The sequence below is a fragment of the Micrococcus sp. IITD107 genome, from assembly GCF_041927415.1.
Lineage (GTDB): Bacteria > Actinomycetota > Actinomycetes > Actinomycetales > Micrococcaceae > Citricoccus > Citricoccus terreus.
The window spans coordinates 194,303-213,739 of the sequence record NZ_JBHFFN010000003.1 but is presented as its reverse complement, the minus strand read 5'-3'; the positions used below and the strand labels follow the sequence as shown (position 1 = coordinate 213,739).

General features: G+C 69.0%; 18 protein-coding genes. 8 read left to right on the top strand and 10 right to left on the bottom strand.

Going from position 1 to position 19,437, the window contains the following annotated elements; all coding sequences use genetic code 11:
• Nucleotides 1-19 precede the first annotated feature (19 nt).
• Nucleotides 20-928 (bottom strand): haloacid dehalogenase, encoded by a 909-nt coding sequence (locus ACEXHE_RS07965; protein ID WP_374785388.1) that lies wholly within the window; start codon nucleotides 926-928, stop codon nucleotides 20-22.
• Between the two features lie 126 nt (nucleotides 929-1,054).
• Between ACEXHE_RS07965 and ACEXHE_RS07960 the strand changes: the two genes are divergently transcribed.
• Nucleotides 1,055-1,747: a LytR C-terminal domain-containing protein gene (locus tag ACEXHE_RS07960; protein WP_374785387.1), complete on the top strand. Its 693-nt coding sequence runs from the start codon at nucleotides 1,055-1,057 to the stop codon at nucleotides 1,745-1,747.
• Between the two features lie 72 nt (nucleotides 1,748-1,819).
• Here the strand turns inward: ACEXHE_RS07960 and ACEXHE_RS07955 are convergent, their stop codons facing one another.
• Complete coding sequence (locus ACEXHE_RS07955) at nucleotides 1,820-3,436, bottom strand: SLC13 family permease (protein WP_374785386.1); 1,617 nt, start codon at nucleotides 3,434-3,436, stop codon at nucleotides 1,820-1,822.
• Between the two features lie 233 nt (nucleotides 3,437-3,669).
• Between ACEXHE_RS07955 and ACEXHE_RS07950 the strand changes: the two genes are divergently transcribed.
• From ACEXHE_RS07950 to catA, 3 genes are all read left to right on the top strand, one after another.
• Nucleotides 3,670-4,662: a LysR substrate-binding domain-containing protein gene (locus tag ACEXHE_RS07950; RefSeq protein ID WP_374785385.1), complete on the top strand. Its 993-nt coding sequence runs from the start codon at nucleotides 3,670-3,672 to the stop codon at nucleotides 4,660-4,662.
• Nucleotides 4,663-4,704: 42 nt separating this feature from the next.
• A complete protein-coding gene (locus ACEXHE_RS07945; protein WP_374785384.1) occupies nucleotides 4,705-5,808 on the top strand; it encodes an enolase C-terminal domain-like protein in 1,104 nt (367 codons plus the stop codon).
• Between the two features lie 160 nt (nucleotides 5,809-5,968).
• On the top strand, nucleotides 5,969-6,853 hold the full coding sequence (catA, locus tag ACEXHE_RS07940) for a catechol 1,2-dioxygenase (protein ID WP_336704589.1): 885 nt from the start codon (nucleotides 5,969-5,971) through the stop codon (nucleotides 6,851-6,853).
• Nucleotides 6,854-6,924: 71 nt separating this feature from the next.
• On the opposite strand, the gene ACEXHE_RS07935 is transcribed toward catA, so the two are convergent.
• The 4 genes from ACEXHE_RS07935 to ACEXHE_RS07920 form a co-directional block, all read right to left on the bottom strand.
• The gene (locus ACEXHE_RS07935; protein ID WP_374785383.1) at nucleotides 6,925-7,449 is read right to left on the bottom strand and encodes a hypothetical protein; all 525 of its coding nucleotides are present in this window, start codon (nucleotides 7,447-7,449) and stop codon (nucleotides 6,925-6,927) included.
• A 118-nt stretch (nucleotides 7,450-7,567) separates the two neighbouring features.
• Complete coding sequence (locus ACEXHE_RS07930; protein WP_374785382.1) at nucleotides 7,568-9,526, bottom strand: alpha/beta hydrolase; 1,959 nt, start codon at nucleotides 9,524-9,526, stop codon at nucleotides 7,568-7,570.
• Complete coding sequence (locus ACEXHE_RS07925; RefSeq protein ID WP_374785381.1) at nucleotides 9,523-9,849, bottom strand: hypothetical protein; 327 nt, start codon at nucleotides 9,847-9,849, stop codon at nucleotides 9,523-9,525. Before ACEXHE_RS07925 ends, ACEXHE_RS07930 begins: the two co-directional genes overlap by 4 nt.
• A gap of 75 nt (nucleotides 9,850-9,924) precedes the next feature.
• The gene (locus ACEXHE_RS07920; protein ID WP_091697672.1) at nucleotides 9,925-10,296 is read right to left on the bottom strand and encodes a hypothetical protein; all 372 of its coding nucleotides are present in this window, start codon (nucleotides 10,294-10,296) and stop codon (nucleotides 9,925-9,927) included.
• 82 nt (nucleotides 10,297-10,378) lie between these two features.
• Between ACEXHE_RS07920 and ACEXHE_RS07915 the strand changes: the two genes are divergently transcribed.
• Both ACEXHE_RS07915 and ACEXHE_RS07910 read left to right on the top strand, forming a co-directional pair.
• A complete protein-coding gene (locus ACEXHE_RS07915; RefSeq protein ID WP_277245071.1) occupies nucleotides 10,379-11,089 on the top strand; it encodes a YoaK family protein in 711 nt (236 codons plus the stop codon).
• Nucleotides 11,090-11,214: 125 nt separating this feature from the next.
• On the top strand, nucleotides 11,215-12,636 hold the full coding sequence (locus ACEXHE_RS07910; protein ID WP_374785380.1) for a thermonuclease family protein: 1,422 nt from the start codon (nucleotides 11,215-11,217) through the stop codon (nucleotides 12,634-12,636).
• Between the two features lie 100 nt (nucleotides 12,637-12,736).
• Here ACEXHE_RS07910 and ACEXHE_RS07905 read toward each other — a convergent pair whose 3' ends face one another.
• Nucleotides 12,737-13,945, bottom strand: coding sequence for a YihY/virulence factor BrkB family protein (locus tag ACEXHE_RS07905; protein WP_374785379.1), 1,209 nt, complete (start codon nucleotides 13,943-13,945; stop codon nucleotides 12,737-12,739).
• A gap of 102 nt (nucleotides 13,946-14,047) precedes the next feature.
• Between ACEXHE_RS07905 and ACEXHE_RS07900 the strand changes: the two genes are divergently transcribed.
• Entirely contained in the window at nucleotides 14,048-14,521 is a 474-nt protein-coding gene (locus ACEXHE_RS07900) for an acyl-CoA thioesterase (RefSeq protein WP_374785378.1), read from the top strand.
• 79 nt (nucleotides 14,522-14,600) lie between these two features.
• Nucleotides 14,601-15,518 carry a TspO/MBR family protein gene (locus tag ACEXHE_RS07895; protein WP_374785377.1) on the top strand — a complete coding sequence of 306 codons (918 nt, stop codon included), beginning with the start codon at nucleotides 14,601-14,603 and terminating at the stop codon, nucleotides 15,516-15,518.
• A gap of 16 nt (nucleotides 15,519-15,534) precedes the next feature.
• On the opposite strand, the gene ACEXHE_RS07890 is transcribed toward ACEXHE_RS07895, so the two are convergent.
• The 3 genes from ACEXHE_RS07890 to aceA form a co-directional block, all read right to left on the bottom strand.
• Nucleotides 15,535-15,771, bottom strand: a complete 237-nt coding sequence (locus tag ACEXHE_RS07890) for a hypothetical protein (RefSeq protein ID WP_091697660.1) — start codon at nucleotides 15,769-15,771, stop codon at nucleotides 15,535-15,537.
• 109 nt (nucleotides 15,772-15,880) lie between these two features.
• Entirely contained in the window at nucleotides 15,881-17,557 is a 1,677-nt protein-coding gene (aceB, locus tag ACEXHE_RS07885; RefSeq protein WP_374785376.1) for a malate synthase A, read from the bottom strand.
• A gap of 274 nt (nucleotides 17,558-17,831) precedes the next feature.
• The gene (gene aceA / locus ACEXHE_RS07880; RefSeq protein WP_091697652.1) at nucleotides 17,832-19,136 is read right to left on the bottom strand and encodes an isocitrate lyase; all 1,305 of its coding nucleotides are present in this window, start codon (nucleotides 19,134-19,136) and stop codon (nucleotides 17,832-17,834) included.
• Nucleotides 19,137-19,437: the final 301 nt, after the last annotated feature.

The following is a 19,437-nucleotide window of genomic DNA, read 5'->3' as shown; positions in this document are numbered from 1 at the left end:
GCCCCGTGACGTCACGTCGTCATCTTCTGGTCATCGAGCCGGTGATCCGGGAGAATGTCTGCTCCAGCAGCGCCTGACCGGCCTCCTCATGGATCGCGTCCTCACGGCCGAACCCCTCGGTCGCCAGGTCCGCCGGCGTGAGCACCGGGTAGGCGGTCTCCGGCACACCGTCCCCGGGCCGGACGTCCACATGGGTCACGGAGGCACCTCTCGCGTGCAGCCACTCGGCCATGGCATAGTCCGTGCGCGAGTCCCCGCAGGTGATCCAGCGGACCGGCATTTCCCCGTCGGCCGAGAGCAGCTCCCAGGCCCGCTCGGCGCCCAGGTCCTTGCCGCTGCGGACGTGTTCGATGTCCGAGGAGATGATCGTGGAGTCCACCTGGAACGCGGTGGACAGCCCGGTCTGCGCCAGCGCCGCCTGGGCGAACTCCTCGAACTCGGCCTGCGCCGGACGGTAGTCCTCCAGCGCCAGTCCCACGGTCATCTCTGCGCTGACCATGGCCAGCTTGGTGTCGTCGAAGAACATGCTCTCGCCGTGCGTCTCGCGGATCTGCTGAGCCAAGCGCTCGGCGAGGTCGGCTGGGGCTCGCATGCCGTCGTCGGGACGGATCCACTCCGGGACCGGCCCCGCCGGGGTGACCTCTGGAAGCGGGCCGTCCGGAAGATGCGCCGCGGAGAACCAGACGGCTCCCTTCTCGCAGACGGCGTGCACGCGGGCGGTGGGGGACAGGCCTGCCTCGCGCAGGGGAGCCAGGAGCTGGTGGAGCACGAACTGGGCGGAACGGCCGGTGTTGAACACCACGGGGATGCCGCGGTCGGTCAGCTCCACCAGGGTGTGCAGGATGCCGTCCGGGACGGTGCGGGTCTGCGGGGAGGCGAGGGGGCCGTCCACATCCAGCAGGAGGCCGACCGGGGGAAGAGTGCGCATGGCACCAGCCTGCCACCCGCAGCCAGGTGAGGCTCCGGGCGCCGAAATCTGCAGATGAGACGTGACTCATAGTCGGGATAGTCTGTGCGGGTAGGCTCCCGACCGCATCCGAAGGAGAATCAGCCGGTGTCCACCCCACCCATGCCGTCCTCCGGCGCGCCGGAGGATCCGGACCCGCACAAGGAGTGGCACGGACAGCGGATCTTCACCGAAGAGGACCTGGGCCGCTACTTCGAGCAGGAGGATCCACGTGCGGCCGTCCAGCTGCGCCGCCGGCGCCGGCGGCGGCACACGGCGGTGATCGTGGTCCTGGTGCTGCTGCTGGTGGGCGTGCTGCTGGCCGCCTGGCAGGTGCTGCGGGGGAACTGGGAGATCCCCGGCTGGGAGGCGGCGCCCCCGCCGGCCCCGCTGTCCTGCCCCGTGGATCCGGTCTCCTTCAGCCAGGCCTCCACGGTGCACGTGTACAACGGCACCTCGATCGGCGGGCTCGCCGGTGAGGTGGCCAACGACCTCGAGGCCAGGGGGTTCACCATCGGCACCGTGGGCAACAAGCGCCTGGGGAACCAGCAGCGCGTGGGGGTGGTCACGGCCGGCCCCGAGGGACAGGACACCGCCTTGGCCGTGCAGCGAATGATCGAGGGCACCCAGTTCCAGCCCGATGACCGTGAGGATGACTCCGTGGACCTCGTGCTGGGCGTGCGCTACCAGCAGCTGGTGGCCGAGGACGCCGTGGACACCACCGCCGGGCCGCTGCTCTGCCCCGAGCCGGACACCGAGGGGCAGACCTCGTCTGCCTCCACCACGACGACGGCCCCCTGAGTCACCCGGTCAGGGCGAGTCAGAGGCCGCTCGGCAGGGTCGCCGGGAAGGTGAGGCGGCGAGGTGCCGTCCTTACAGGCTCACGCCGAACACCAGCGGCACCAGCGTGTACATGACCAGCATGACCAGGCCCAGTGAGATCACGTTCAGCCAGACGCCGGCGCGGACCATCTGCTTGATCGAGACCTCACCGGAGCCGAACGCCACGGCGTTGGACGGCGTGGCCACCGGCAACATGTAGGCCGAGCAGACGGCCAGCGTGACGGCGATGGTCATCAGCAGCGGGCTGATGCCCAGGCCCACGGCCACGGCACCGAAGATCGGGAAGAACGCGGCGGCGGTGGCGGTGTTGGAGGTCAGCTCGGTCAGGCCCAGACCCACGATGATGACCACCAGGATGATGACCCAGCTGGGCACGCCGGACAGCCCGCCCACCTGCTCGCCGATCCACTGGGACAGGCCCGTGGCGGAGAACATCGCCGAGAGGGACAGGCCGCCACCGAAGAGCAGCAGCAGGCCCCACGGGATCTCCTTGGAGGCGGACCAGCGCAGCAGCGGGGTGCCGTTGGCGTCCACCGAGCGCTTCTGGGCCGGGACCAGGAAGCAGGCGATCGCAGCGGCCATGGCCACCTGGGTGTCGGAGATCGAGCCCAGCCACGGCATGGCCGCGGCCACGGCGGGGATGTCGGCGATGAACGGCACGAACACCCAGAAGAAGATGGCCACCAGGAAGATCAGGCCCACCCGGCGCTCCGGGGTGGTCATCCGGCCCATCTGGGCCAGCTCGTCACGGATCATCTCAGCGCCGCCGGGGATCACCTTGGCCTCGGGGCGGAACACCAGCTTGGTCAGCACCAGCCAGGCCACGAACAGCATCACCACAGCCCACGGCACGCCCACCAGCATCCACTGGCCGAACTCCATGTCGAAGCCCTGGGACTCACCCAGGTAGGCCTTCATCAGGGCCATCGGCGGCTGGCCGATCAGGGTGGCGGTGGAGCCGATGGTCACGCCGTAGGCCACGCCCAGCAGCATGGAGGCGGCGAACTTGGGGCCGGCCGCGGCAGGGTGCACGCGGCGGACCAGGGTCAGGATGGACACGGCGATCGGCACCATGATCACGGCGGTGGCGGTGTTGGAGACCCACGCGGAGATGAACGCCGAGGCCACCATCAGGCCCAGCACGATCTGCGCCGGCTTGGTGCCGATCGTGCGGATGGTCAGCAGCGCCACGCGCAGGTGCAGGTTGGACTTCTCGGTGGCCAGGCCCAGGATCACGCCGCCCATCACCAGGAACACCACGGAGTCGGCGTACGGTGCGGCCACCTCCTTCATCGGCGCCATGCCGAACAGCGGGAACAGCACCAGCGGCAGCAGGGAGGTGACCGGGATCGGCGCGGCCTCGGTCATCCACCAGATCGCCATCCACAGGGCACAGCCGGCCACGGCCCGGCCCTCGAAGGACAACGACGCCGGCAACACCAGTGCCAGCACCAGGCCGGCCACCGGCCCCAGGGCCAGCAGCCACCAGTTGCGCTTGCCGCCGGCGTCCAGGGAGTCGGCCTGGGCGGCGGTGGCGGCCGCATCGTCAGCGACTGCCTGCCGGGCATCCGGGGCGTGCGCGGCAGGGGCAGTGTCGCGTGGGCTGCGTTCAGCGGCCGCCGCGGAGGGGTTCTGTGGTGCGGACATGAGGACCTCGGTGTGTAGAAGCGATGGGACCCGGCGTGTGGGGCGGCACAGCGTTCGTCATGCGGGCAAGCGTTGCGTGTGGACCACCTCACGCGTCCAGGTGATGGGATTCACCGTAGGATGCCTGGTCAAGATTCAGAAGTACACATTCACCACGCATTGAGAGGTCGAGCGTCTCAAACCGGCCTGGATGGGTCTTTCACCCCGCCCGGTGTGCGGACCTACGCTCTGACGTGAGGTCCAGCACACGCCGGGCCACCGGATCGGACGCCGAAGGAGGAGCCATGGACCTGCGTCAGCTGCGCTACTTCGTGGCCGTGGCCGAGGAGCGTCACTTCGGCCGCGCCGCTGAGCGCCTTCACATGGCCCAGCCCCCGCTGTCCCAGCAGATCAAGCAGATCGAGGCCGAGCTGGGCGTCCAGCTGTTGGAGCGCACCACCCGCAAGGTGGATCTCACCGACGCCGGGCGTCTGCTGCTGGACCGGGCCCGGCAGCTGCTGGCCGATGCCGAGGACCTGGTCGCCGATGTCCGCGAGGTCGGCCAGGGCGCCGCGGGCGTGCTCCGCGTAGGATTCGCCGGCTCAGCCACCTACCGCCTGATGCCCTCGATCGTCCGTCTGGCCCGCACCGAGCTGCCCGGCGTGCGCCTGCACGTGATCGGCGAGCTGCTCACCCCCAAGATGGAGCAGGCGCTGCTGGAGAACCGCTTGGACGTGGCCGTGCTGCGTCCTCCCGTGGAGTCCACCGAGCTGGCCTTGGACGAGGTGGCCGAGGACCGGCTGCTGGTGGCCATCCCCAACGCGCACCCGTTGGCCGCCGAGTCCGGGCCCGTGGAGCTGGAGCGCCTAGCCGGTGAGGACCTGGTCGGCTACCCGCGCCAGTCCGCAGTCTCCTCCATCGTCTGGGAGGCCTGCCGCCGGGCCGGGTTCCGTCCCCGGATCGTGCAGGAGGCCACGGAGACCTCCACGCTGCTGGCCTTCGTCGCCTCGGGCATGGGAGTGGCCCTGGTTCCCGACGGCGCCCGGCCGGCCACCGCGGCCCGGGTCACCTATCGAGCGCTCGCCGATGCTCCCGCCGTCGGGCTCTCGCTGGCCTGGAAGGCCGGCGCCACCTCGCCCCTGATCCCTGCCTTCCAGGCGATCGCCCACCGAGCCGCCGACCAGGTCCGGCAGGACCTGCTCGCCTCACCGCTGGCCCCCGTGGAGGGCGCGCCGGCGGCCCCCTGACCTGTCCGATCCATCCGATCCATCCAGCCAACCGGAGACACCGTGAAGATCCAGCGCATCGAGGCCATCCCCTACGCCATCCCGTACCACCACCCGCTGAAGTTCGCCTCGGGCGAGGTGCACACCGCCGACCACGTGCTCATCCGGGTCCACACGGACGAGGGTGTGGTGGGCGAGGCCGACGCCCCGCCACGTCCCTACACCTACGGTGAGACCCAGACCTCGATCAAGACCATCGTCGAGGAGGTCTTCGCTCCGCAGATCGTGGGTCTGGACGTGTTCGACCGGGAGAAGGTCCATGCCGTGATGCACCGGACCATCCACAACCAGGTGGCCAAGGGCGCCGTGGACATCGCCCTGTGGGACGCCGCCGGCAAGGCGCTGGGCACCCCGGTGCACAAGATGCTCGGCGGTTGGACGGACAGCATGCGGGTCAGCCACATGCTCGGGTTCAAGCCCGCCCAGGAGCTGCTGGACGAGGCCCTGCGCTTCGGCCAGGAGTACGGGATCACCACCTTCAAGCTCAAGGTCGGACGCTGTCCGTTGAGCCTGGACATCGAGGCCTGCCACGTGCTGCGCGAGGGCCTGGGGGAGGACGTGGAGCTCTACCTGGATGCCAATCGCGGCTGGACCGCCAATGAGGCCATGGAGGTGCTGCGCCGCACCGAGGGGCTGGGGCTGAGCCTGCTCGAGGAGCCCTGCGACGCCAAGGAGGCCATGAGCCGGCGCCGCCTGGTGGAGCACTCACCCATTCCCGTGGTGGGCGACGAATCCGTGCCCACGGCCGGAGACGTCTCCCGCGAGCTGCTCTCCGGTGGCTGCAACGCCATCTGCATCAAGACCGCACGGTCCGGGTTCACCGAGGCCACTGAGATCCTGGGACTGTGCACCGGCCTCGGTGTGGACGTGACCATGGGCAACCAGATCGACACCCAGGTCGGCTCCCTGGCCACCGTCACCTTCGGCGCGGCGCACCAGGCCACCTCGCGCCGGGCGGGAGAGCTCTCCAACTTCCTGGACATGTCCGATGACCTGCTGGCCGAGCCGATCACCATCCAGGACGGCCGGATCTCCGTCCGGCACGAGCCCGGCGTGGGTGCCGGGATCAACGAGGCCAAGCTGGAGCGGTACCGCACCGATCGCTGAGGTGCGGGGCCGTCGTCGGGCCATCCAGACGCTGGTCGTCTCAATGGCCGCGCAACTCGACCTACCCACTCTTGACCCGTGACCCTAGGCTCACAGCGCAGGGTGTGACCGGGATCTCACCGGAACCCGCACCCAGACACCGACCCCAGGAAGGTTGACCATGACCCCCAACGAGCACGAGGCCTCAGCCGCCGCTTCCGGCGCAGCCGCCACCGACCGCTTCCGCCAGTCCGGCAAGACCGGGCATGCCGTGGCCGATCAGGCCCGCGTCAACGAGCTGGCCTCGGCCCTGATCCAGGCCGCCAATGACATCGTCCTGGAGAAGAAGGTCACCTACGACGAGTACAACGCGCTGAAGTCCTGGCTGATCCAGGTCGGCGAGGACGGCGAATGGCCGCTGTTCCTGGACGTGTGGCTGGAGCACTCCGTGGAGGAGGTGGCCACCAGCCACCGCGAGGGCAACAAGGGCTCGATCGAGGGACCGTACTACGTGCCGGACGCCCCGCAGCCGCAGGACAACCGCACCATCCCCATGCGTGAGGACGAGTCGGGCACCCCGCTGCTGTTCAAGGGCCAGATCACCTCGACGGACGGCACCCCGCTGCCGAACGCCAAGATCGAGCTGTGGCACGCCGACGCCGAGGGCTTCTACTCCCAGTTCGCCCCGGACCTGCCCGAGTGGAACCTGCGCGGCACCTTCCACGCGGATGATCAGGGCAACTTCGAGATCGACACCGTCCAGCCCGCTCCGTACCAGATCCCCACGGACGGCGCCTGCGGCAAGCTGATCGCCGCCGCCGGCTGGCACGCCTGGCGTCCGGCCCACCTGCACCTGAAGTTCTCGGCCGAGGGCCATGAGCTGCTCACCGCCCAGCTGTACTTCCCGGGTGACGAGCACAACGACGACGACATCGCCACCGCGGTCAAGCCTGAGCTGATGCTGGACATCCAGCCGGCCGAGTCCGGCACTGGCGTGCAGACCACCTATGACGTGCGTCTGGACCCCGTCTCGGCACAGACCCCGGACACCGTCCCGGGCGAGTGACCCGCCTCAGGGCAGCGTCGCCCTGACCATCAGGACCCCCGGAGCCGCATGCTCCGGGGGTCCTGTGCATCTCACCGTCCGTCGGGGTAGAGGCTGCTGGACAGGCCGTACTCGGGATCCAGCTCCGAGCGCAGCATCTGATGGTCCTCAGGGTGTGGCTGGCACGGGGACTTCGCCAGCAGCTCGACCTGGTCCGTGCCGCCGCTGAGCGAGTGGGTGACCACGGCGGAGAGCTCACCGCGGCGGGTGTAGGTGGTGGTGAGGTCCCCGTTCTGTCCGGATCCGCCGTCGGTGGGGCCCGCCACGGTGTTGCGGACCTCGAATCCGGCCTCCTCGAGCTGCTGCACGAGCTGGGACTGGTAGCCGGCCGCACCGGACGGGACGGCACCGGAAACCACCCCCACCCAGGAGGTCTCGGTCTGCGGCGCCTCGTCTTCAGGACGCAGGCATGTGGTCTCACGCAACTGGGTGATCTGGACCTGCGAGCCCTCTGGTGCCAGATCCGGCAGGGGCGAGAGCAGCTCCTCGAGTGCGTGCTGGTGGTCCGAGGCCGTGGAGACCGCGTCCGGGGTGGTCTCTCCGGTGGTGGAATCCATGGAGCAGCCTCCGATCAGAGTGGTGGTCAACAGGGCTGCGATCGCGACGCCGAGGGTGCGCGGTCGGCATTGAGGTCGGGTGGTCATGGGTTCAGCCCCTCGATGGCAGGTGCAGTCCTCATTCCAGGGTATCCGTGGGCACAGTCGGCAGCTGTCCGTCGGTGTAGTCCTCGGGACGGGTCTCCAGGGGTGATTCCAGGTAGCTGTAGCCGAAGCCATAGTGGTGTTCGTAGGGCACGAACTCGGAGACCTGGGTCCCTTCGATGACGCCCTGGATGTTCTGCGCCGAGGTCGAGCCAGGGATGAAGTAGTCGGTGTGGCCGCCCATGACGCTGGCCGGATCGGTGGGGTCCTTGAATCCGGTCTCCAGCCGCGTGGCACCCATCTGGTGGACCGGGTTCGACCCCTCGAGGAAGGATCCGCCGTGGTAGCCGCCGCCGAAGCCTTGGGCGTAGGCGATCGGATCGTCACGGGTCTGCAGCAGGTATCGGTGGGCGTCGGGATTGGCGGTGTCACCAGGGCTGGAGACGTTGTGCCCCGTTCCTGCAGGTGCCACGTACAGGATATTGGTCGAGTCCAAGCCCTCCCGTTCGGCCGTACCCAGCAGTGAGCCGCCGGCGCTGTACCCGATGTAGGTCGAGCGCACGTCCGGGGACAGTTCCAGGTCCAGTGCGCGGTCGAAGGCTGCCAGGTGAGGCGCACCCTGCTCGTTGTAGCTGCTGGTGAGGTTGTCCGGAATCTCGTCGGGCAGATCGGTGCCCTGCCAGTAGATCGAGATACGGTCATCTCCCTCAGCTCCGTCTACGGCGTCGAGCTTGTCGGTGTAGGACTCGAGGCTGCCCAGATCAGCGCCAGTTCCGGGCACCATGACCGAGGCGATCTGGGTGTCCGCCGAGGGAGTGCCCACCATCGTGGCGATCCGGCCATCGCCTTCCAGCGAGACGTAGAGCACCTGAGTGTCATGGTCCAGGGCATAGTCCAGGCCTTGGGCCAGGGCGGTCAGTCGTTGATCCTCAGCGCTCCAGGCTGCGTGGGCCGCTCGCCATGCGTTGTAGGCCTGGTGGTAGTCCGCCCGATGGGTGCCGCTGGCTTCGTCCAAGAAGTCCTGCAGAGTCGGTTCGGATCCAAGCTCCTGTCGCGCCTGCGCGACAGTTTCCCGGTGGCCGGCCACGCTGATGGTGTTGGCGGTGACCCGCTGGGAGAAGGGGATGCCGTTGAGATTGCCGAAGACGCCGGGGTAGAGCAGCAGCAGCCGTTCCTGCTCGTGGTCCGGGAGGCCTGCAAAAGCTGTCCGGATGCCCGCGATGCCCTCTTCGGTGAGAGCAGCGTCTCCAGACATGGCCTTGTTCATGATGTCTTCGGCGGAACCGGGGTCGAACGGCCCCATCAGCACGTTGTTCGCGAACAGCTGGGCCGCCTCGGGGTTGGCGTCGGCCCAGGCGCGCAGTTCATCGTCGCTCAGTCCGCGCAGTGACGCCAACAGCTGGGCTGGGGTGACGGTGCCGAAGCGCTCATTGAGGCCCGAGGTGAAGGTGGCCCAGCCGGACTGGGCGAGGCTGTCCAGGGCCGCCGTGCTGGGCAGGTCGGCACCGTCTCCGCCGGTGATGGACTGCAGGGCGGCTGCGGTCTCGGCCACACAGTTGTCCCACGAGGTGGTGAGGGCCGTGGCACGACCGTTGAACGCGGCCGCGGCGGCTTCGGCCGCTGCGATGACGGAGGGGTCGTCCGACCCCGTGGCTGCCGCCAACTGAGCCTCCACAGACGGTTTGAGCTGGGTGAGGGCCTCGGACTCGTTCTGCAACGAGGGGCCTGTGAAGGCGAAGTCCACCAGCGCGTCTCGGGCGGCCACCAGGGCTGCGGACCACTCTGCGGCAGGGGTACTGAGGTCGTCCAGACCGGCGTAGACCTGCGCCTGAGTCTGGGCCTCTTGATACCCCGACCGCAGCCGGGACCATGCGATCTGTGCATCGCCGAGATACTCGTCGGCCTTCTCGGCGTGGCTGGCCATGTCGTGGGCAGCCTCGTCCAGATCCGTCCACGGGACCTCGATGTGAGGGAAAGATGCCAGCGTCGTCACGATCCACTCACAGCCGGCAGATTGGACAGTGCGGTGGATGCGGCGTCGGTCATCTCGCCGTCTGCATCGATGAAGGCTTCCGCTGCGGTGGCGACACAGCCAGCCTTGCGGAGCACGAGGGCGGCGATCCTCGTGCCGACGTCATTGCGGGACGCCCAGAACGCTGAGAAGGCGGAGGAGACCTCTGCAGCTGTGCCGAACTGGCCGCTGACATTGTCGCCGGCGGTCGAGGCCATCTCGGCGCTACCGCGCAGGCTCTCGCCGTCAGCGGCGACGTCGACCAGGACTGCGTGGATGATTCCGGGTGTGACCTCGTAGGACATGTGGCCCCCTTCCCGATCCCATCGTTGCGGTTCGGGCACCTGGACACGATGGGGAGAACTCCCCATCGAAGGGGCTCAGCCGGTCTTGACGCGGACCGAGGACCACTCCTCGGACAGGGAGATGTTGGCGTTGAGCGTCCCTCCGCGCGACTCCAGATCCTTCCAGATCGAGTCCCGGTTGAGGTCCGAACGTCCGCCCTTGGGGTAGCCGATCCAGAACACCCGTGCTCCGGCCCCGGAATCCAGCCAGTCGTCCAGCAGGCCATCCAGCGTGGTCTGGTCCTGGGCGAAGAGCACGACGGCGGAGGCCTGGTCGATCTGTCCGGTCACCTCGGTGCCCTCTGGCAGGGGGTCCAGCAGCGCGTGCAGGCCCTGGTTGCCGCCGGCCAGGAAGAGGGTGTCGCCGGGCTTGATGAACAGCTTCTGCGCTGTGGTCTTCGTGCTCATGCGTCCATTCTGACCTGACGGCGACCGTAAGGTGAGGGGCGAGATCTGCTGATCCGCACGTCGCGATGCCCGAGGAGGACCTGTGGCCCATGGACTGTCCCGCCGTCAGGCGCTGCTGGCCGCCGGCCTGACCGCCACCGCCGGGTTCGTGGACGGGCTGGCCTTCATCCACTTGGGCGGCTACTTCGTCTCCTTCATGTCCGGCAACTCCACGCGGGCCGGCTCCGACCTGGTGCAGGGTGATCCCTGGGGCTGGGCCAAGGCCATGGGCTTGGTGGCGTTCTTCGTGGTCGGCGTGGTCATCTCCTCGTTGGCGCTGCAGCTGCAGGACCGTCGGATCGGGTTGAGCCGAGAGAACTCGCCTCGGACCCTGGCGGTCTGGACCTCGTGGGCGCTTCTGGTGCTCTCAGCCGTGCTGGCGATGGTCCCGGGAACCCAGGCCGCCGTCCCGCCGGCCGTGGCCGCAGCCATGGGCGCGGTGAACAGCACCTTCACCCGTGGGGGAGAAGTCACCGTCGGGCTGACCTACATGACCGGGACCCTGGTGAAGACCGGCCAGCACCTGGCCATGGCCCTGACCGGCGGTCACCCCACCGCCTGGCTGAGGTTCCTGGTGCTGTGGGGCGCCATCGCTCTGGGGGCGCTCGCCGGATCCTGGACCTACACGCAGATCGGACTGCATTCGCTCTGGGTGGCCGTGGGTCTGCTGACTGTTCCGGCGGTGCTGCTGACCTGGCGCTCACGTGCGCTCGGCGCCACCTCTCCTCAGCGGTCCGCCGTCACCAGTTCGTAGTGTCACCTCGGGACAACGGTGACATCTGACCTCGGAAGAGCGGAAGGGCAACGCTGCTCGGCGAGAATGGGAGTGCCCGGTCGCAATGGGGCATCGGGCGTCACAACTGAAGACATGAGGAACACGTGAACAGCAGCGCATCCGGTGAGGATTCGATCCTGAGTCCTGCGGGAGAGGTGGCGGCAGAGGCCGTCAAGAAGACATCGTGGTGGAAGGTCGGCACCGGAACGGTCCTGGTGGTCGGTGTGCTGGGTGCCGGTGGCGCCTTCGCCGTCAACCAGAGCCAGCGGGCGAAGGACGACACCTGGGCCACCGTGGTCCGGGTGGTGGACGGTGACACGTTCGAAGGGGTGATCGCCGGTGAGCAGAAGACGGTGCGTCTGCTCAATGTGGACACCCCGGAGACCAAGCACCCGCAGGAGCCGGTGCAGTGCATGGGCCCCGAGGCCACGGAGATGCTCAAGGACCTGCTCGAGCCCGGAGACCGGGTGAAGCTGGAGTATGACATCGAGCGGACCGACCGCTACGGGCGCACCCTGGCCGGAGTGTTCGAGGACGATTCACTGGTCAACGCCGACCTGGCGCGCGCGGGTCTGGGCGTGGCGGTGCTGTATGAGCCGAACCGCAAGTTCTACGACGAGGTCTGGCAGGCGCAGCAGGAGGCCGAGGCCGCCGGCCACGGGCTGTTCGATCCCCAGATCGACTGCACCCTGCCAGCCGACGAGCCGGCCCTGGCACCGCTCGAGGCGCTCCCGCTGGATGAGATCCCCACCGATCCGGCGGCCATCGCTTCGGCGTTGGCGGCTGTGGCACCGGTGATCGCCGCGGGCGAGGGGCTGGACGCGATGCTCGGTCTGGTCGGCAGTGCGGGCATGCCGCATCTGCACGCCGCCTACGGCAAGCGCGCCGAACAGCTCCAGCCCCGTGTGACGGCGGCGCTGATGTCCGCCCGCGACTACCAGAGCGAGCTGCAGCAGGCTCAGAAGGCGGCCGAGAAGAGGGCCGCCGAGGAGCGCGCTCGGGCCGAGGCGGAGGCGAAGGCCGCGGCCGAACGGGCCGCCGCGGCGAAGAGGGCGGAGGCTGAGCGGAAGGCCCAGGCCGAAGCTCAGGCCGAGGCCGCACGGCGCGCCGAGGAAGCCCAGGCGGAGGAACGTCGTCGTCAGGCAGCTCTCGAGGATGAACGGCAGGCGGCTGCCCAGCGGGAGGCTGAGCGGCGTGCCGCGGAGCGCGAGGAGGCCCGTCAGCGGCAGCAGCAGGCTCCTGCGCCGAAGCCGGCACCCCTCCGGCAGCAGGCCCCGGCGCCCGCCCCCCAGCCCGCCCCCACTCGGACTGCGGCGCCGCAGCTGGCCCCGGCCCCCGCGCCCGCCGGTGGATCGGTGCGGGGGAGTGGTGGACAGTGCCCGGCCTCTCACCCGATCAAGGGCAATGACAATTCGGGCATCTATCACGTGCCCGGTCAGCGTCACTACCACCAGACCAACGCGAGGAACTGCTTCCCATCGGAGGCGGCGGCCAGAGCCGCCGGATTCCGCAAGTCCAAGGTCTGACCCGGACAGGACAGCGGCGGGGCACCCTCCTGGACCATGGTCCGGGAAGGTGCCCCGCCGTCGTCGGGAAGCTGATGCTCCGGTGAGCTCAGCGGGCCCCTCAGCTGTCCGCGGCGCTGGACCCGCGGCCGGTGCTGCCCAGGTTCGGCCCCACCGCGCCGGGGCGGTCGCCGCCAGGCTCACCCAGGCTGGGCTGCGAGTCTGCGGAGGACTGCTCGCCGTGGGTCATGCGCAGGATCCGTCCCTCGGTCTCGAGCTGATCGCGGGTCTCCTTCATCTTCTCCACCTTGGCGGTGTCCCGCGGCGGCAGCTGGATGGACTCCTCGGCGGGGATACCGGCCTGCAGCTCGCGGGCCCGCTCCACCTCGGCATCCACCTCGGCGCCCAGCAGCAGCACGATGTTGAACACCCAGAGTGCGAACAGCAGGGCCATCACGGAGCCGATCGCCCCGTAGGAGCTGTACCCGGCGAACTGGGCGAAGTAGATGGACAGGGCCACCGCGGCGATCGCGATGCCGATGATCGCCACCACGGCGCCCATGCTGATCCAGGTGAACTTGGGCTGCTTGACGTTGGGGGTGGTGTAGTACAGCAGGGCGATCATGCCGATCACCAGTGCCAGGATGAACGGCCACTTGGCCCAGGCCCAGATCGGCAGGAAGGACTGGGTCAGGAAGGTCAGCATCCCGCCCAGGCCCAGCGGCTCGGCGATCGGGCCCAGCACTGCGGTCACCACGGTCTCGTTCAGGGCGATGGAGACCAGGATCAACACGATCCCCAGCAGCATGGCCAGGGTGGTCAGCAGCATGGTGCCGGTCTGCTTGATCAGGGTGCGGCCCTCGGTGCGGCCATAGATGGTGTTCATGCAGCGGGAGAATGCCTTGACGTACGCCGAGGAGGACCACAGTGCGGTGGCGATACCGATGATCAGCGCGATCACGCCGCCGGTGGCCGAACTGGTCATGGTCTCCACCAGGTTGGTGACCAGACCCTGATAGTCGGCGGGGACGTACTGCGTGACCACGTCGTCCACGAGTCCGGTCACGGTGTCCGCGTTGTTGGCCAGCACCAGGGAGACGATCGAGAAGATCGCCAACAGCGCCGGGGCCAGCGAGAGCACCGTGTAGTAGGTCAGCATGGCCGCGAGGTCGGTGCCGCCATCCGCGGTGAACTCCTTGACGGCGCGCTTGAACGCGTACTTCCAGCTGGTGCCCTTGAGCTTGACGGGCGTCTGCGGCTTCTTCGTGCTGTCCGCCGCGGGCGCGTCTGAGGTGTCCAAGGTCTCATCGATGTGGTTCTGGGTCGACACGGGGTGTCCTCTCCGGATGTGTGGTGGCGATCTGTCCTGCAGTCTGAACATCTGCTTGACTCCTATCTCAGCACATCCCGCGCGTCAGACCTGAGGAGATCGATGGACCAGCATCCCCGTGAGCAGTCGGACCAGCCCGCCGAGGCCCCCGTCTACACCTTCCCGCTGGAGCTGCGGTGGTCGGATCAGGACCTCTACGGGCACGTGAACAACGCCCGGATCGTGACCCTGGCCGAGGAGGCGCGCGTGCGCTTCGCGTTGGAGACCGCCGGGCGGGAGGATGACGGCAGACGCGAGGCTCGAGTGGTGGCCCGGCAGACCGTGGACTACCACGCGCCGGTGCACTACGGCCCGGAGCTGACCATGCACGTGGGCGTGCTGCGGGTCGGCACCTCCTCCTACACCCTGCGCCAGCAAGGGCACCAGGACGGCCGCGCGGTGTTCACCGTGGACACGGTGATGGTGGTGCTGGGCGAAGACCATCGTGCCCGTCCGCTGACCGATGCCGAACGCGCGCATCTGCAGGAGTGGACCTGGCCCGAGGGCGGCACGGACGCCGAGGCCGCGCGCTCCTGACCGGTTCCACCCGTTCGCGACTACGCTGGGCCTGACCAACCGTGTCGGCCCGGCCGGCGTCCCAGCAGGAGGCAGCACCATGAGCTCCACCCCCGCCAGCACCGCAGACCGCCCCGCCGCCTCCGGCTCCGGCGGACGTGGCGGCTTCCTGTCCACTCTCCCCGGGAAGGTCACGACGGCGGCCCTGACCGTCATCGCGATCGTCACCGCGGCCTTCGGCGCCGGCGCGTTCGGAGGGACCCCCATCCAGGATGCGGCGGGTGGCTGGTTGGGCCCGGACGGCACCTGGATCGCACCGGCCTCCACGGCGTTCTCGATCTGGAGCGTGATCTACCTCGGTCTGATCGCCTACACCGTCTGGCAGTTCCTGCCCTCATCCGACAGCGCTCGGCATGATCGCCTGCGCCCCTGGATCCTGGCCGGCATCCTGCTGAACTCGCTGTGGATCTGGACCGTGCAGGCCGGCTGGCTGGCCATCAGTGTCCTGGTGATCGCCGTGCTGCTGGCGGTGCTGTGCCGGATCCTGGTGATCAAGGAGAACCTGCGCGTCAACGGCTGGGGCGAGCGGATCCTGGTGGACGGCGTGCAGGGCCTGTACCTGGGCTGGGTCTCGATCGCCACCGTCGCCAACGTGGCCGCCTGGCTGGCCTCGATGGGCTGGACCGGTTCGCCCCTGGGACCGATCGTCTGGACCAACATCATGATCGTGGTGGCCACCCTGGTGGGTGCCTTCACCGCCGTGTACAGCGGCGGTCGGCTCATGCCCGCCGTGGGTCTGGCCTGGGGTCTGGTCTGGGTGGCAGTGGGCCGCTCGGACGGGACCGGACTGAACTCGGCCTCGGTGGCGATCACCGCCGCCGGTGCCGCGGTGATCGTGATGATCGCCTGGGCGGTCTCCCTGTGGCTCTCCCGCCGCTCGGCCACCGGAGAGGCTCGCGACCTGATCCTGGACGCCCTCGGCGGGGACGGCGACCCCGTGGACGGCCGCCGCGCCTGACGGTCGGCGCCGCTGCTCAGTAGTTCGAGGGCGGATCCGAGGCCGGGAACGACTCCCGGTCCCACTCATCCACGATGTCCATCCCGCCGGCGGCGTCGCTGTCCGGGAAGGTGAAGGGCTCGCGCTGATCGTCTTCTGCCGGGGCCCGAGTGGGCTCCAGACCCTCGCCGGGCAGGGGCGAGGTCGGCGCAGAGGCCACGGTGAGGTCCTCGGTGCCCGATCCCTCCGGGATCTCTGGGTGCAGGGTGGTCATGGGGTCCTCCTGACGTCGATTGGCTCACGGTCCGACCTGCCTCCCAGTGTCCACCGACACAGCTGTGGGCGACCAGAGATGGTCGCCCACAGCTGACGGAACGCCTGCGTCAGGCGGCCGCTCCGGAGAGCTCACGGCGCAGCGGGGCCTCGGCGGAGAGGAACTGACGGTAGGCCGGCAGGGTCAGGAAGTCCGGGAACTCCTCGGCCAGGGCGGAGGCGGCGAACACCTCGCGGGCGTCGTCGAACCGATCACCCTCCTGGCGCCCGATCCGGGCGAACTCCTCCTCCATCAGCGTCTCCACCCAGTCGCGGGTGACCCGCCGGGTGCCTTCACCGGAGGCCAGCTGGGCCTGCGACCCGGCGTTGATCCACTGCCAGATCTGCGAGCGGGAGATCTCCGCGGTGGCGGCGTCCTCCATCAGGTTGTGGATGGCGGCGGCGCCGTTGCCGCGCAGCCAGGACTCCACGTAGCGGATGCCGACCTCGATGTTCATCCGCACACCGGCCTCGGTGATCGCTCCCGGGGTCTGGGACACGGCCAGCAGCGCCTGGGCATCCGGCTGGACATCGTCCCGGCGGCGCGCCCGGATCTGGTTGGGCAGCTCGCCCAAGACCTCGTCGAACACCTCGCGGGCCACCGGCACCAGGTCCGGGTGGGCCACCCAGGAGCCGTCGAAGCCGTCTGCGGCCTCACGGGTCTTGTCCTCACGGACCTTCCGCAGCGCGGCCTCATTGGCCTCCGGGTCGCGGCGGTTGGGGATGAAGGCCGCCATGCCGCCGATCGCCGAGGCACCGCGGCGGTGGCAGGCCCGCACCAGCTGCTCGGTGTACGCCCGCATCATCGGGGCGGTCATGGTCACGTCTGCGCGGTCCGGGAGCACGAAGTCCTCGCCGCGATCCCGGAAGTTCTTGATGATCGAGAAGATGTAGTCCCAGCGCCCGGCATTCAGACCGGCGGCGTGGTTGCGCAGCTGGTAGAGGATCTCCTCCATCTCGAATGCGGCGGTGATGGTCTCGATAAGCACGGTGGCGCGCACGGTGCCCTGCGGGATGCCCAGGGCGTCCTGGGCCACCACGAAGATGCAGTTCCACAGCCGGGCCTCGAGGTGGTTCTCGGTCTTGGGCAGGTAGAAGTACGGTCCGCGGCCGCGGCGCAGCAGCTCCTTGGCGTTGTGGAAGAAGTAGAGCCCGAAGTCCACCAGTGCGCCGGCCATCGGCTGACCGTCCACCAGCAGGTGGTCCTCCTCCAGGTGCCAGCCGCGGGGACGCACGATGATCGTGGGGCGGTCCACCAGCTGCACGCCGCCGAGCCGGTACTCCTTGCCCTCGGGGGTGGTGAAGTCGATCTGCCGGCGGATGGCGTCCTTGAGGTTCACCTGTCCGGCGAGCATGTTCTCCCAGGACGGGGTGGAGGAGTCCTCGAAGTCGGCCAGCCAGCACTTGGCCCCGGAGTTCAGCGCGTTGATCGTCATCTTCCGGTCCACGGGGCCGGTGATCTCCACGCGGCGGTCCTTCAGCCCGGGGGCCAGCGGGGCCACGCGCCAGGAGTCGTCCTCGCGGATGGTGCGGGTCTCCGGCAGGAACCCGGGGGTCCACCCCTCGGCGATCCGACGGCGGACCTCGCCGCGCGCCTGCAGCAGCTCACGGCGTCGGGAGTCGAAGCGGCGGTGCAGCATGGCCAGGAAGTCCAGTGCCTCGGGCGTGAGGATCTCCTCCTGGCGGGGCAGATGCGGACCCTGCAGGGTCACGCCGTTGATGGTGATGGGCTGATCGGTGGGGTACATGGTGCTCTCCTGTGGAGTGGGGCCCACACCGCGCGGTGCGCGGGGGCCGGGGGAGTGGTGTCAGGTGCCCCGTGGCGGGTGGTGAGGGGAGGATGTCCCGACGACGTCGCCACAGGTGAGGCGGCCGGCGTCGGGAAGGTGGGGTGAAGGCGGGTGACGCGGGAGGTGAGGTGACAGGTGGGGAGAACCAGGTGGCGGCCAGGCCGGGGCCCGGCCGCCACCGGTGCTCAGCGGGTCAGGGTCCGATGGGACCCCTCGCCGATCCAGGTGCGGCTCAGTGGAACTGCCCGGCCTCGGTGGAGCCGGTCAGTGCGGTGGTGGAGCTCTCCGGGTTGATGGCGGTGGAGATGGCGTCGAAGTAGCCGGTGCCGACTTCGCGCTGGTGCTTGGTGGCGGTGTAGCCGCGGGCCTCGTCGGCGAACTCGCGCTCCTGCAGCTCCACGTAGGCGGACATCTGGCGCTCGTTGTAGCCCTTGGCCAGATCGAACATGGAGTGGTTCAGGGCGTGGAATCCGGCCAGGGTGATGAACTGGAAGGTGTAGCCCATGGCGCCCAGCTCGCGCTGGAACTTGGCGATGGTGTCATCGTCCAGGTTCTTCTTCCAGTTGAAGGACGGCGAGCAGTTGTAGGAGAGCATCTGGTCCGGGAACTCGGACTTGACGGCCTCGGCGAACTGCTTGGCCAGCTCCAGGTCCGGGGTGCCGGTCTCCATCCAGATCAGGTCCGAATGCGGGGCGTAGGCCTTGGCGCGGGCGATGCAGGGCTCGATCCCGTTGCGGACCTTGTAGAAGCCCTCGGCGGTGCGCTCGCCGGTGATGAACTCGGCGTCGCGCTCGTCCACATCCGAGGTGATCAGGGTGGCGGCCTCGGCGTCGGTGCGGGCGATGATGACCGAGTTGACGCCGGAGACGTCAGCGGCCAGGCGGGCGGCGTTCAGGGTGCGGATGTGCTGACCGGTGGGGATCAGCACCTTGCCGCCCAGGTGGCCGCACTTCTTCTCGGAGGCCAGCTGGTCCTCCCAGTGCACACCGGAGGCACCGGCGGCGATCATGGCCTTCATCAGCTCGTAGGCGTTGAGCGGGCCGCCGAAGCCGGCCTCGGCGTCGGCCACGATCGGCACCAGGTAGTCCTCAACGGACTGGATGCCCTCGGAGAACTCGATCTGGTCGGCACGCAGCAGGGCGTTGTTGATCCGGCGGACCACGGCAGGGACCGAGTTGGCCGGGTAGAGGGACTGGTCCGGGTAGGTGTGGCCGGAGAGGTTGGCGTCCGCAGCGACCTGCCAGCCGGAGAGGTAGATGGCGCGCAGGCCGGCCTTGACCTGCTGGACGGCCATGTTGCCGGTCAGGGCGCCCAGGGCGTTGGTGAACGCGCCCTCGGCGTGCTCGGAGCTCAGCTGGTTCCAGAGCTTCTCAGCTCCGCGCTTGGCCAGGGTGTGCTCCTCCTGGACCCGGCCGCGCAGCTTGACGACGTCCTCGGCGGTGTAGGTGCGCTCGATGCCGGCCCAGCGCGGGTTGTGGTCCCAGTCGTGCTGGAGCTGCTCGGCGGAAGCGGGAGTGTGCGTGGTCTGCTCGGTCATGATCGACTCCTTGCTGATGGTGTGACCCGGAGTGGTCCGGGGCGGCCCGGCAAGGTGCCGGGGTCCGCAGGTCTGAGGGGCGGGTGGAGCGGTGGTGCTGCTCCGTTGCCCTCAAGTCTTCACTCGTCCGGCGTCGCGCAGGCCGGTTTCAGTGGAAAAGATCACCCAGAGATGACAGCAGTCAAGAAACGTCGTCTAGTGCCAAGCGTTCGCACATGCGCCCGTCAGATGGCGCCCTCTGGTTGTAAAAAATGGTGAACATGACAATTCAGGGTGAGGTCGTCGGTGGCGTGATGGTGAC

Bases quoted from the DNA above. Each gene is read 5' to 3' on its own strand.
- ACEXHE_RS07965 (WP_374785388.1), bottom strand. From the start codon at position 928: ATGCGCACTCTTCCCCCGGTCGGCCTCCTGCTGGATGTGGACGGCCCC.
- ACEXHE_RS07955 (WP_374785386.1), bottom strand. From the start codon at position 3,436: ATGTCCGCACCACAGAACCCCTCCGCGGCGGCCGCTGAACGCAGCCCA.
- catA (WP_336704589.1), top strand. From the start codon at position 5,969: ATGACCCCCAACGAGCACGAGGCCTCAGCCGCCGCTTCCGGCGCAGCC.
- ACEXHE_RS07935 (WP_374785383.1), bottom strand. From the start codon at position 7,449: ATGGATTCCACCACCGGAGAGACCACCCCGGACGCGGTCTCCACGGCC.
- ACEXHE_RS07925 (WP_374785381.1), bottom strand. From the start codon at position 9,849: ATGTCCTACGAGGTCACACCCGGAATCATCCACGCAGTCCTGGTCGAC.
- ACEXHE_RS07920 (WP_091697672.1), bottom strand. From the start codon at position 10,296: ATGAGCACGAAGACCACAGCGCAGAAGCTGTTCATCAAGCCCGGCGAC.
- ACEXHE_RS07900 (WP_374785378.1), top strand. From the start codon at position 14,048: ATGGACCAGCATCCCCGTGAGCAGTCGGACCAGCCCGCCGAGGCCCCC.
- ACEXHE_RS07895 (WP_374785377.1), top strand. From the start codon at position 14,601: ATGAGCTCCACCCCCGCCAGCACCGCAGACCGCCCCGCCGCCTCCGGC.
- ACEXHE_RS07890 (WP_091697660.1), bottom strand. From the start codon at position 15,771: ATGACCACCCTGCACCCAGAGATCCCGGAGGGATCGGGCACCGAGGAC.
- aceB (WP_374785376.1), bottom strand. From the start codon at position 17,557: ATGTACCCCACCGATCAGCCCATCACCATCAACGGCGTGACCCTGCAG.
- aceA (WP_091697652.1), bottom strand. From the start codon at position 19,136: ATGACCGAGCAGACCACGCACACTCCCGCTTCCGCCGAGCAGCTCCAG.